Origin of the sequence: Bradyrhizobium sp. AUGA SZCCT0431, from assembly GCF_018131065.1 — a bacterium.
Lineage (GTDB): Bacteria > Pseudomonadota > Alphaproteobacteria > Rhizobiales > Xanthobacteraceae > Bradyrhizobium.
The window spans coordinates 40,145-51,529 of record NZ_JAFCLR010000055.1 but is presented as its reverse complement, the minus strand read 5'-3'; the positions used below and the strand labels follow the sequence as shown (position 1 = coordinate 51,529).

At 62.8% G+C, this 11,385-nt stretch carries 11 protein-coding genes; 4 read left to right on the top strand and 7 right to left on the bottom strand.

Annotation, left to right across the window (positions count from 1 at the left end; all coding sequences use genetic code 11):
* Positions 1-72: 72 nt before the first annotated feature.
* Positions 73-836, top strand: a protein-coding gene (locus tag JQ567_RS34495; protein WP_212442949.1) for an IS5 family transposase whose coding sequence is annotated in 2 segments (ribosomal slippage) — positions 73-414 and positions 417-836 — 762 coding nt in all. Because the reading frame shifts where the segments join, the coding sequence is not laid out codon by codon here.
* A gap of 887 nt (positions 837-1,723) precedes the next feature.
* Here the strand turns inward: JQ567_RS34495 and JQ567_RS34490 are convergent.
* The gene (locus tag JQ567_RS34490; RefSeq protein ID WP_212442948.1) at positions 1,724-4,714 is read right to left on the bottom strand and encodes an Ig-like domain repeat protein; all 2,991 of its coding nucleotides are present in this window, start codon (positions 4,712-4,714) and stop codon (positions 1,724-1,726) included.
* 409 nt (positions 4,715-5,123) lie between these two features.
* Positions 5,124-6,107 (bottom strand): GlxA family transcriptional regulator, encoded by a 984-nt coding sequence (locus JQ567_RS34485; RefSeq protein WP_212442947.1) that lies wholly within the window; start codon positions 6,105-6,107, stop codon positions 5,124-5,126.
* Positions 6,108-6,224: 117 nt separating this feature from the next.
* On the opposite strand from JQ567_RS34485, the gene JQ567_RS34480 reads away from it, so the two are divergent.
* Complete coding sequence (locus tag JQ567_RS34480; protein WP_212272019.1) at positions 6,225-6,932, top strand: DJ-1/PfpI family protein; 708 nt, start codon at positions 6,225-6,227, stop codon at positions 6,930-6,932.
* Between the two features lie 89 nt (positions 6,933-7,021).
* Positions 7,022-8,239, top strand: coding sequence for an ABC transporter substrate-binding protein (locus JQ567_RS34475; protein ID WP_212442946.1), 1,218 nt, complete (start codon positions 7,022-7,024; stop codon positions 8,237-8,239).
* A 5-nt stretch (positions 8,240-8,244) separates the two neighbouring features.
* On the opposite strand, the gene JQ567_RS34470 is transcribed toward JQ567_RS34475, so the two are convergent.
* From JQ567_RS34470 to JQ567_RS34455, 4 genes are all read right to left on the bottom strand, one after another.
* Entirely contained in the window at positions 8,245-8,745 is a 501-nt protein-coding gene (locus JQ567_RS34470; protein ID WP_212442945.1) for a hypothetical protein, read from the bottom strand.
* 10 nt (positions 8,746-8,755) lie between these two features.
* The gene (locus JQ567_RS34465) at positions 8,756-9,028 is read right to left on the bottom strand and encodes a hypothetical protein (RefSeq protein ID WP_212442944.1); all 273 of its coding nucleotides are present in this window, start codon (positions 9,026-9,028) and stop codon (positions 8,756-8,758) included.
* A gap of 101 nt (positions 9,029-9,129) precedes the next feature.
* Positions 9,130-9,366, bottom strand: coding sequence for a hypothetical protein (locus JQ567_RS34460; RefSeq protein ID WP_212442943.1), 237 nt, complete (start codon positions 9,364-9,366; stop codon positions 9,130-9,132).
* Positions 9,363-9,527, bottom strand: a complete 165-nt coding sequence (locus tag JQ567_RS34455) for a hypothetical protein (protein WP_212442952.1) — start codon at positions 9,525-9,527, stop codon at positions 9,363-9,365. Before JQ567_RS34455 ends, JQ567_RS34460 begins: the two co-directional genes overlap by 4 nt.
* Positions 9,528-9,900: 373 nt before the next feature.
* Between JQ567_RS34455 and JQ567_RS34450 the strand changes: the two genes are divergently transcribed.
* Entirely contained in the window at positions 9,901-10,380 is a 480-nt protein-coding gene (locus JQ567_RS34450; RefSeq protein ID WP_212442942.1) for a hypothetical protein, read from the top strand.
* A 62-nt stretch (positions 10,381-10,442) separates the two neighbouring features.
* Here JQ567_RS34450 and JQ567_RS34445 read toward each other — a convergent pair whose 3' ends face one another.
* The gene (locus tag JQ567_RS34445; protein WP_212442941.1) at positions 10,443-11,291 is read right to left on the bottom strand and encodes an SMP-30/gluconolactonase/LRE family protein; all 849 of its coding nucleotides are present in this window, start codon (positions 11,289-11,291) and stop codon (positions 10,443-10,445) included.
* Between the last annotated feature and the right edge of the window lie 94 nt (positions 11,292-11,385).

Genomic DNA, 11,385 nt, shown 5'->3' with positions numbered 1-11,385 from the left:
TAGGTGGTGTGGACTCTAAGGATTCCCTTTTAAGAGCAAATCAGATTCAAGGCTGCTTTTGGGGAGGCAGTCTTGGGTGTGATGGACCGTTTGGTATTGAGCGACGCGGCGTGGGAGCGGATGGCGCCGCTGATCATAGGGCGACCCGATCAGAAGGGCTCGACCGGGCGCGACAATCGGATGTTCGTGGAAGGCGTGCTGTGGATCGTGCGTACGGGCTCCCCCTGGCGTGATCTTCCGGAGGCGTTTGGAGATTGGAACAGCGTGTTCCGGCGCTTCAGCCGATGGAGCATCAAGGGTGTTTGGTGGCGAATATTCGAGGCCATGTCCGATGATCCGGACTTCGAATATCTGATCGTCGATTCCACCATTGTCCGAGCCCACCAGCACGCTGCCGGGGCTAAAAAAGGGGGCCTGAAGATCAGGCGATCGGCCGCTCGCGCGGCGGCCTGAGCACCAAGATACATATGGCCGTTCGCGGCTTGGGATGTCCCGTGCGGTTCACCCTTACCGCAGGTCAGAAGGGCGATGCACCGCAAGCCGCCGCATTGATCGAGGGACTACCCGCCGAGGTCGTAATGGCCGATACGGCCTATGACGCCGATCACATGCGCCAGGCCATCGCCGCCAAGGGGGCGCTCGCCGTCATCCCCAACAACCCGTCACGGGCCCTCAAATATCCGCTCGACAAGCATCTATATGCCCAGCGCCATCTCGTCGAATGTTGCTTCTCAAAACTCAAGCAGTTTCGCCGCGTCGCAACCCGCTTCGAAAAGACAGCCCGAAATTACCTTGCCATCGTCACTGTCGCCGCCATCGTCTTATGGATGCGATAAGTGTCCACGCCACTGGCAAAGGCCGGGACCCATACGCCGTGTCGCCGATTGTGAAAGGCGCTGTTCAACGATCTCGCGCCACTATGAGGTCCTGTGGTTATGGGTCCCGGCCTTCGCCGGGACGACGGCAACATACGGCTTCGCATTCTCGCGACGCATTGCGCCCGAGTCTTGCTTGAAATCTTTCCGCCCTCTCAAGAGAGGGCGCAGGGAATGCCGGATGCGCGCTGCACCCGCGGTCTCGTGTGCGAATTGTGCTAAGTAGGCTGCACACGAGCATACAGGGCAGCGGAGGCGATCCGACATTCCCTGCGCAATGGCTTTACGGCTTATGCCGTGCTCTCCCCGGTGAACGAGCTTTCTTGTCACCGTCGCTGACGGATTGAAGGTTTGTCTGAACCCGGTCGGGCCAGACGCGCCTCCGCCAGCTTGACACCAGCAACGGGTGCCAGGACCACACGGTTTTGCCGTACGCAGCATTCCCGCCTTCGCCTTTGGCTTTGCCGGGCACGGCCCGTCTTCGCTTTCAGGTCCATTCGGGCGTTGGCATCGCTCGTCCTGCGCGCCGTGTGCCGCTCATGAGGTTCATCTCACCCTGCAGCCACCTGTCGCGCGCGACGCTGCCGCGTCCACCGCACCCCGTCCCACGTTCGTGACGATCGCGAGCGCCCCTCTTGTTGGGACAGGATGGGTGAGGTGTGCAGGTGATTTGGGGGTGGCGTCAAGGGGAATTTCTGAAAAACGGAAAATTGTTGCTGCTGGTGGCTACCGAGGCCTCGCATAACAGTATTGGAGTGGCCTGTAGCCCCGGATGAGCAACGCGACATCCGGGTATTGTGTCGCGCTGATTCCGCATGTCGCTGCGCGCATGCGGGCTACTCGCGTTTCTAGCGCGCACCGAAGGGCAGGGACGCCCGCGCGCGATAGGTCCAGAGCCCGAAACTGCCACCGAGGCCGCTGCGCTCGCCGCCGATGGCGAGTTGCGCGCCGTTGTCGAACCGCGCCGTCACGCCGCCAACAGCGCGCGCCGACCAGCCGTCGAGCACGACAAAGGGCAGCGCGCCCGGCGCGACCAGCGCGACGCTGTCGCTCTTGAAATAGTAGTCGCCGTAGAGGCCGACGTAAGGCGTCAGGACCGTCGCACCCGACCACGCGACCGGATAGGCCAGCTTGGTGCCGGCGCTGGCGCGGCCGGTCGAGAAGTCGCGCGCGGCTTGCAGGGTGCCGAGCGTATCGGTGTAGGCGTTTTCATGTTCCCACAACGCGTAGACGCGCGCCGATGGTTCGATCTGGAAACCGTAACTGCTGTAAGTGCCGGTGAGCCCGCTCGTGACCAGCCAGCGCTGGCCGGTGAAGGATCCGGCGGCGGTGCCCGCCGTGCCGTCGAAGCCGATTCCCGAATAGGTGACGCCGGCGTCGAAGCGGATGCCTTGCGTTATCTTCCAGCCGAGATAGGAGCCCACGGTCCAGCCGTCGCCCTTCAGCCGGCCCGAGAGCGCATCGGAACGATAGTCGAAGGTCTCGTAGCCGCCGAGTACGCCGGCGACGAAGTTGGGTGTGAACCTGCGGGTCAGACCTGCCAGCAGGTTGATCTGGTTGCCGTAGACGACGGTGGCGCCGGGCACGGCTGACGAACTGCCCCAGCGATCGAGCGTCGCGCCGCGCACTTCGGCCCAGCCCAGCCATTCCTTCGGCTCGGCGACACGGAGCGGCGGCGCCTTGGTGGACGGCGCATAGCCGATCGCATTGAACGCGTCCTCGATGCGCGCAGGCTGGCCCGGCTGGAAGCTTCGTCCATTGTTGGCCAATGTCCCGCCGGCGCCGGTAAAGGGATCGGTGGAACGGATGGAGCCATTCGCCGGCTGCGCGTCGGGATCGGCGGCGAAATTGAAACGCACACCGCTGGCGCTCGGTGAGATGAAGGCGCCGCCGCCGCTAAAGGCCTCGCCGATCGCGCTGTCGATGGCGCCGGAGATCGCCTGCCCGGAAACCTGGGCCACGATCGGCGTCACCAAAACCTGCAACGCGCGCAGCTTCACGCTGTCGGCGGGCGTGTTGACGGTCTGGCTCAGTGCCGGTGACGTCGCGGGACCGAAAGTCGCGGCACCGCCATAACTCGCCGTGATGGTGTGCGAACCGACCGTGAGCGTCGAGGTCGTCAGGGACGCAATGCCGGCCGCCAGCGTGGCGGTGCCGATCGCGACGCCACCGTCGCTGAAAATCACCGTGCCGGTCGGCGTTCCCGCGCTGCTGGTGACCGTGGCGGTGAACGTCACCTGTTTGCCGAATTCGCTCGGGTTGAGCGAGGACACCAGCGCCGCCGCCGTGGCCGTCGTGCCGACCGTCTGCGTCAGCACGGGCGATGTGCTGGCGAGGAAATTCACATCGCCATTATAGGTCGCGGTGATCGCATGCGCGCCGACGGCTAGCGACGAGGTGGTGAAGGTTGCCGTCGCCGCTCCGCCGAGCGCCACGGTGGCCAGCACCGTCGCGCCATCCCTGAACGTGACATTGCCTGTCGCGCCGCCTGCCGAAACCGTGGCGGTGAACGTCACGGCTTGACCGAACGCGACCGGATTGAGCGAAGACGTCAGTGCCGTCGTCGTCGCTGCGGAGGTGGTCACCGTCGTCGACACGCTCGCGCTGTTGTTGCCGGCGTTCAGATCGGGCGTGGCGCTCGCCACCGTGGCGACGTTGGTCAGGACGGTGCCGACAGCCAGCGCCCCGTTGACCGTCGCCGTGAGCGTCAGCGTTTGCGGGGTGCCGGTGACGACCGTTCCCACCGTCCACACACCGGCGGCGAAGATGCCCTGGCTCGGCGTGGCGCTCACGAAGGTCAGGCCCGCGGGCAGCGTGTCGTTCACCGTAACGGTGACGGCCGGCTCGGGCCCGGCATTGGTCACCGTGATCGTGTAGGTGATGTTCTGCCCCGGCTGGATGGTCGCCGGGGCGGTCTTGGTGACCGACAGGTCGGCGTTGGCATTGTGCGCCGTGACCGTTGCGCCCGCGGCATTGTTGCCGGTAGCGGGATCGAACTGATCGCTTTGCGAGATCGTCGCCGTGTTCGTGGTCGGATTGGTGGTGGTGACGGTGGCCTGCAACGCCAGTGTTTGTGGTGTGCCGGGCGCGACCGTTCCCACTGTCCAGATACCTGTAATGTCGCTGTAGGTTCCCTGGCTCGGAGTGGCGCTCACGAAGGTCAGGCCGGCGGGCAGCAGATCCTGCACACGGACGTCGGTGGCAACATTCGGTCCCGCATTGCCCAGGGTGACCGTGAACGTCACCACATCCCCGACGATCGGGCTCGGATTGGACACCGTGTGGGTGAGCGACAGATCGGCGGTCTGCGGTGTGACCGTCGCGGACGCGGAATTATTCCCGCCGCTGGGGTCGAACTGATCGGAGGCTGCGATCGACGCCGTGTTGGTTTGCGCAGTGGCGCTGGCAACGGTGGCCACCAATTGCAGTGTTGCCGGCGCGCCGACCGCAACCGAACCCACGTCCCAGATACCGCTACCCGATGCATAGCTTCCCTGGCTCGGAGCGGCGCTCACGAAGGTCAGGCCGGCGGGAAGCAGATCCTGCACACTGACGTTGGTGGCACCGTCCGGTCCCGCATTGCCAAGGGTGACCGTGAAGCTCACCACATCCCCGACGTTCGGGGTCGGATCGGACACCGTCTTCGTCATGGCAAGATCGGCGATCTGCGCCAGTGCGGCCTGCGAGCCGAAGACGGTAAGCAAGAGGGCCAGCAGCAGCCCGACAATGCTGACGCGTCCAAAGCCCGGTCGTGTCGCGCGCGTCCTGAAGCGCCGTGCCCAATGCGGCCGGTCGGCATCGGCACAAAGCGCACCACGCGTTTCAACGATTTCCGACATGCCAGCCCTTGTCGGAAGCTGTGATGAGCTTACGGCATCCCGACCTTAAGCAGACGCGGCGCATCCGACGAATGGATTCGGACAACTGGAGCGACCAACAGGCGTCATGAAGGGCGTTTCCCAGGGCGTGTTGCTATTGCGCCACATGGCTTGACGCGGAAGTCCCGTCGACGCTCAGGGATTACCCGCACCCGCCACTTCCACCTCAACCACATCGATCCGTGACGACGACTTCCGTTGCCGCGATTCTTCGTACGACGTCGCGGCGCTCAGGCAAAACAGGGTTTTGCGCTCGGGGCCGCCGAGCACACAGGTGAGCGTGGAGGGCGGATTAGCCGAAGGCGAAATCCGCCGCTGCATTTTCAAGCAAGAACGCGGATTACGCTACGCTATTCCGCCATACGCGCACTCACTGCCTCTCCCCCTGATAAAACCGCACCCGATAATCCTGCGGCAGCACGTTCAACCTGCGCCGAAACGCACGCCGCAAATGCTCTTCACTTTGAAATCCCGCGCGCGCGGCGATTTCCTTGATGCTGGCGACGGATTCTTCCAATGCCCTGCGGGCGGCTTCGACGCGAAGCTCTTCCACGGCCTTGCCCGGCGTCCGGCCGGTCTTTTGCCGAAACACGCGTGCGAAGGTGCGGGGGCTCATGCCGACGCGTTCGGCCAGACTCTCGACGCGCAAATCGCGGCGGAGATTGTCCTGCATCCAGGTCGAGATATTTTCGAACGCGCTGTCTTCGGACGACTGCAGCGTTAGCGGTACGCTGAACTGGGCCTGCCCGCCGGGCCGCTTCAGAAACACGACCAGCCGGCGTGCGATGCGCATGGCTTCGCGGTGCCCGAGATCATCTTCAAGCAAGGTGAGCGCCAGATCGATGCCTGCCGTCACACCCGCGGACGTCCAGATTCCGCGGTCGTGAACAAAGACCGGATCGACCAACACCGAAACGTCGGGGTATTGCGCCCTGAGCATCTCGCAGGAGCCCCAATGGGTGACCGCGCGCCGCCCGTGAAGCAGGCCGGCCGCAGCCAGAACAAAGGTGCCGGTACAGACGGAGCAGACGCGTCTTGCGTTCGGCGCCGCGATACGAAACCACTCGACCAGCGCGGCCTCCGCCGAAGCTCGATGAACGCCGGGGCCGCCACCGACGATGAGGGTGTCGATATCTTTGCGGTCGCAGTCGGCGAGGGCTGATGTCATCACCTCCAGGCCGGACGAGGTTTTGACCGGACCACCCTTTAACGAGCAGATCTGCCAGACATAGGGCGCACGGCCGGCCTCGGATGTTTCGCAGGCAAGCTCAAAGGCTTGCAGCGGCCCGGCAAAGTCGAGCAGCAGGCAATCCTCGAACAGGACGAAGACCAGACGGCGGGCGGTCGAAGCCATGAGCGGGCCTTGTCAGGAAATCTCTTCGTGCGGTTTTGGCAGGAAATGCGTGTATTATGACATTTCGGCAAACGGTCTCGCCTGTCAACATCCTCTTGTTCAACAGAGGGGTGCACGATGTCTGGCAAGCCGATCGAGATCGGACTTCTATTCTTTCCCGGGATGACCCAACTGGATGTCACCGGGCCTTTCGAAGTCTTTGCCCGCCTTCCGAACGTTCGCATGCATCTGCTCTGGAAACGCATCGAACCCGTCATCAGCGACGTCGGCCTGCCGCTGCTGCCGACCACGACTTTTGCCGACTGCCCGGATCTGGATGTGTTCTGCATCGGTGGCGGCCCGGGGCTGGTCGACTTCCTGGGCGATGACGAGGTCATTGCGTTCGTTCGCGACAAGGGCGGATCGGCGCGCTACGTCACCTCGGTTTGCGCAGGCTGCCTGATCCTCGGCGCCGCCGGCCTGCTCGACGGATACAAGTCGGCCTGCCACTGGCTGATGAGCGAGCAGCTTGCCGCCTTTGGCGCCATCGCGGTCGACGAACGTGTCGTGATCGACCGTAACCGCATTTCCGGCGGCGGCGTTACCGCCGGAATTGATTTCGGCTTTCAGGTTGCATCGGAGCTGTGCGGCGAAGAAGTCGCAAAGAAACTCCAACTCATGCTGGAATACCAACCGCAGCCGCCGTTCGATATCACCGTGCAGAATGCGCCGCCCGAGATGCTTTCCCAAATGCGCCTTGAGGCCGAACCCTGGCTTCGCAAGCGCGCGGCGGCGGTCCAGAAGGCTGCCTTGAAGCTCAAATCGAAAGCGATGACGGCTGCTTGAGCCATCAGCTAGACGGCAGGAAACATGGCGCCATTTTTTGGAAAGGTACTTGCATGATTTGCAGCGGCCGCACGAACCTGGGAAGATTGATGTTCAAGGTCGCTGCTGTTTTGCTCTCCGGGGCACTGATCGGATCCTTGCCGGTCGCTCGCGCGGCCGAACTCTCCGGTGGCGTCGTCCGGATCGGCGTCATCAATGACCAGACCGGGCCATTGTCTGACTTGAGCGGGCCAGGTTCGATCGCTGCCGCCAAAATGGCGGCGGAAGATTTCCAGAAATTGGTACCGTCGATCAAGGTCGAGATCATTGCCGCCGACCACCAGAACAAACCTGATATCGGCGTCGGCATTGTCCGGAAATGGTTCGACGTCGATGGCGTCGACATGGTCGCCGACGTGTCCAACTCGGCCGTTGGCCTCGCCATCCAGTCACTGGCCCGCGACAAGAACAAGATTGCGGTCTATTCAGCCGTGGCGACCACCGAACTCAACGGCAAGCAATGTTCCCGGAACGGCCTGGCCTGGCTTCACGATTCCTACAATCTGGTGTCGGGGCCGATCCGCACCCTGGTCAGCCAGGGCTACGATACGTGGTTCTTCATTGCGGCTGATTACGCGTTCGGCAAGAACATGGTGCTGGAGTCGCAGCGCGTGCTCGCGGCAACAGGAGGCAAGTCGCTCGGCGCGGTGTATCACCCGATCGGCACCGCGGATTACAGTTCCTTCATTCTGCAGGCCCAGGCCTCCGGAGCCAAGGCCATCGCCTTCGCCAATGCCGGTGAGCAGCTGGTGACCTTGATGAAGCAATGGAACGAGTTCGGCATGAACACGGGCAAGCAAAAGCCCGTGGCCGAGCTGATGTTCCTCACCGACGTTCATGCCATGGGCCCGAAGATTGCAAAAGGCCTGACGACCCTCACGGCGTGGTACTGGGCGCTCGACGACGAAACCAGAGCCTTCGGCCAACGCTTCTTCAAGCTGCGCGGCACAATGCCCACGGCACCGCAAGCGGCGGTTTACTCAGGCGTCAGTCACTATCTGAAAGCCGTCGCAGCGGTTGGTAGCGATGCAACCGATCCGGTCCTGGAGAAAATGCGTTCGATGCCGGTTGACGATTTCTACGCAAGAGGCGCGAAGGTGCGCGAGGACGGCAAGCTCGTGCACGACTTCTACCTGGTCCAGGTCAAGGATCCGTCGGACGTCAAGGCGCCGTGGGAATATTACAACGTCCTTGAAAAGGTTCCGAGCGGCGAGGTTTACTCCGACCTGGCGAATAGCGAATGCCCGCTGGTCAAGCGGGGCCATTGAGGTGCTTAAGCCGGCAGTTTGAGTGCGCTGGAGATTTCAGCAAGCGTCGCCTTCTCGGTATCGCTGACCACAACACCGCCGATACCGAGAAATCCACCCTCGGTGGATGCCTCGGCGACCTGTTGGCTGATCTCGCGCAACCAGTTCTTGAACGCGGCAGCGTCGCCGGGCGCTTTGGCGCCTAGAACGCCGTCGACTTTTTGCAGGATGTCGATGCAGGCCGTCTTGACCTCGGAGGGTTTTTTGCCGCTGAGACTTTCCTTCAAGCCGTCGCGCGCCACGGCTCGCCCCTCGCTTGTTGCGAAGTCATCGACCACAGCCTTGATGAGTGGATTGGAGCCTGTGTCCATCTTCGTCTTCGCCAGCATTTTTCCGCTTGCGAAACTCTCCTGAAGCAGTCCCCAAAGCCCGCTTGGCTCGGCGGCCGTTACGGCAAGGCCCGGTGCCATCACGCTTTCCAAAAGCGTTTTCCATTCGTCGGCGGTAAATGTTGATTTGTCAGCCATGAATTTTTCCTCACCGTCGCCTGGCTACCGCGACGCCGAGCAAGAAGGCGACCAGGAGAGAACCGAGCGGAGCTTCACGTGCAATGTTGCTAAGGATGCTTAGCGGCATGCCGGGCTTTCGGCCGGTCTCGATGGCGTCGCCGACCCGGCTGGCCGCGCCTTTGACGGCGTCAGAGACCTCCTCGAAGGTGGATTCGATCTTGGACTCGATCCTGGACCTGGATTCAGGGACCGGGTCGAGGCCTTCGTAAATAAACGGCTGTGTCGGGATGTCATCGGCCATGGTTTGAACTCCGGATCATTCCCAGCCAATCGATCCGCCGCCAAATGGTTCCTCAGCGCTGCGCGCGAGCCAAAGGATTCGGAGTCATCGACCCGGGCACGTCACGGCGTATCCGGCTTGTGAGTTGGATGCGATTTCCGAACGGGTCGCACTTTGGGCGTGCGAGGCAACTCCGCGAACTCGGACGAGTGGTAATCCCGTCCTTCGGGCGTGGTTATGTAGATGTCATAACAGCCGGCTCGCGACATTTCCCGCGCTTTCTTGAGCGCTGCTTCTGCAGTCTTCCTGCGATGGATCAGTTCGCCGTGCTGACACTTGGCTTTGATGGAAAAGCTCATCTCTTCTTCTTTTTCTTTTGCTTCTTCTTGATGATCTCGGCCTGGGTCCGAAAGGCCCGCGCCAGCGATTTCATCTGGTCGGCGACATAGGCGTCAACGGTGCTCGCCGCGACCCGCTCCGCGGTGGCTGCCTGCTGGCGGATTGCCTTGGCCATTTTCATGGAAGGTCAATGTCTTGCCCGTTGTGTGGTTCCCGGCGGCGGCATCGGGCGCGGTTTCGCTGAAGGTCGGCGGTGTCCGGCAACCGGGAAGCGCGTGCCACCGAGGTCACGGCCAGCGTGCAAGGCATCCGCGGGGAATGCATGAGCTTCTGCAAATCCAGTGCCGACGAAACCTAAGTTGAGCAACGTAGTCGGCAATTCAGGGGTAGGAACGTTTAGTGAACAAAGGGCGTCGGTTGCAGTAGAACTGCCTGAATTTTGGCGATATTCTCTTCGCCCTCAAGCAAGAGCGCGGGCGCACAGCGCCCAAAGAGGTGGAGTCTGATTAAACTCGATTACGAAGACTCACTTTTGGACAAAGGGAGTAGTAGTGATGGTACAGTCTATAGTAGAGCGTGTCTCCAGCGTCATTGACCTGGAGGGCGAAATCGAAGCGGAGTTTCGAAGAAGTCCGCCGGTCCACGAGCGGCGGCCTGTCACGTTCGCGCCGCCAAGGGTGCATGAGCCGACCGTGTCGATGCCGGACACCGCGTCGATGCCTGATTACGTCGAGCACCGCGAGGGGGCCACGGAGATCGGCAAGCTGACGGCGGAAGCCATTGTCCGCGAATACGAAGCTGCCGCGAAGGACATCGAGGCGATGGGCGCGGAACTGATCGAGCGCGTCAAGCAGTGCGAGGCGATGACCCGCGATGCGCTCGCCGTGACCCAGGAGATGAAGGAAACCGCAGCCCGCTACCGCGAGGAGGCCAAGCGCATCTTCGTTCAGATCGAGGACTGTTCGCTGATGACGGCGGAGGTTCGCAAAACCTGCAGCGAACTGAAGGAAAGAATCGCCGCTCCGGTGGTTTGATCCAACGGCCTGATCCAGGTTTCGGGGCCACTTGAACGTTGGTTCGGTGCGCGCGTCTGCGCTCAGGGATTACCCGCGCCCGGAATCTCCACCTCGACGGCATCGATCCGCGACGACGATTTCCGTTGCCGCAACTCTTCGTACGACGTCGCGGCGCTCAGGCAAAACAGGGTTTTGTGCTCGGGGCCGCCGAGCACGCAGGCAAGCGCCCGGCGACCGGGCACTTCGATGCGCTGCAATTCGCGGCCCTCGCGGTCGAGCCGGATGAAGGCGTCCTCCTCGAAGGCCGCGACCCACACCGCGCCATCAGCGTCGAGGCAGATGCCGTCGGGCGATTTCATGCTGCCGAAGCGGCCGCGAAGCTTCAAACCGCCGTCGGGTGCGATGTCGTAATCGGCAAGGCACGCGCCATCCATCTCGGCCACGACGAGCCGGTCGTTTTGGGGCGAGGCCGCAATGCCGTTGGGAAACCGCAATCCGTCGGCCACCACGCGCCTGGCGCCATCAGGCATCACCAGGATGATGCGGCCGGGCGCGCCGCGATCCGGCGGCGGCGGCAGGTCGAAGCCGAGATCGCCGACATAGGCGCGGCCGAGCCCGTCGACGATCATGTCATCGATCGTGCCGGTCGCGATGTCGGACAGGTCGGCGTAGAGCGACAGCTTTCCGTCGGAAAAGGCCAGCAAGCGTTTTTGAAACATCGTCAGCACGATCAGCCTGCCGTCCGGCAGCACCCCGAGGCCGCACGGCGTGTCGTCGAATTTCGCGTGCTGCTCGCATTCGCCTGAGGGAGCAAGGCTGAGCAGCGTCCGCTCCATGCAGTCGACGAACCACAGCCGGCCCGCATGCCAGCGCGGCCCTTCGAAGTAGCGGCCGCCATCGTGGATGGTGTGGGGTTTGGCTGAGGTCATTGCGGTGGCCTTGGCACGTAGGGTGGGCAAGCGCAACGTGCCCACCATTCGAAGCAGGGAAAATTGTAGCTCAAGATGGTGGGCACGGCGTGAA

Coding starts and splice junctions, on each gene's coding strand:
- JQ567_RS34485 (WP_212442947.1), bottom strand. CDS start 6,107: ATGGCTTCGACCGCCCGCCGTCTGGTCTTCGTCCTGTTCGAGGATTGC.
- JQ567_RS34470 (WP_212442945.1), bottom strand. CDS start 8,745: ATGGCTGACAAATCAACATTTACCGCCGACGAATGGAAAACGCTTTTG.
- JQ567_RS34450 (WP_212442942.1), top strand. CDS start 9,901: ATGGTACAGTCTATAGTAGAGCGTGTCTCCAGCGTCATTGACCTGGAG.
- JQ567_RS34480 (WP_212272019.1), top strand. CDS start 6,225: ATGTCTGGCAAGCCGATCGAGATCGGACTTCTATTCTTTCCCGGGATG.
- JQ567_RS34490 (WP_212442948.1), bottom strand. CDS start 4,714: ATGTCGGAAATCGTTGAAACGCGTGGTGCGCTTTGTGCCGATGCCGAC.
- JQ567_RS34445 (WP_212442941.1), bottom strand. CDS start 11,291: ATGACCTCAGCCAAACCCCACACCATCCACGATGGCGGCCGCTACTTC.
- JQ567_RS34465 (WP_212442944.1), bottom strand. CDS start 9,028: ATGGCCGATGACATCCCGACACAGCCGTTTATTTACGAAGGCCTCGAC.
- JQ567_RS34460 (WP_212442943.1), bottom strand. CDS start 9,366: ATGAGCTTTTCCATCAAAGCCAAGTGTCAGCACGGCGAACTGATCCAT.
- JQ567_RS34455 (WP_212442952.1), bottom strand. CDS start 9,527: ATGAAAATGGCCAAGGCAATCCGCCAGCAGGCAGCCACCGCGGAGCGG.
- JQ567_RS34475 (WP_212442946.1), top strand. CDS start 7,022: ATGTTCAAGGTCGCTGCTGTTTTGCTCTCCGGGGCACTGATCGGATCC.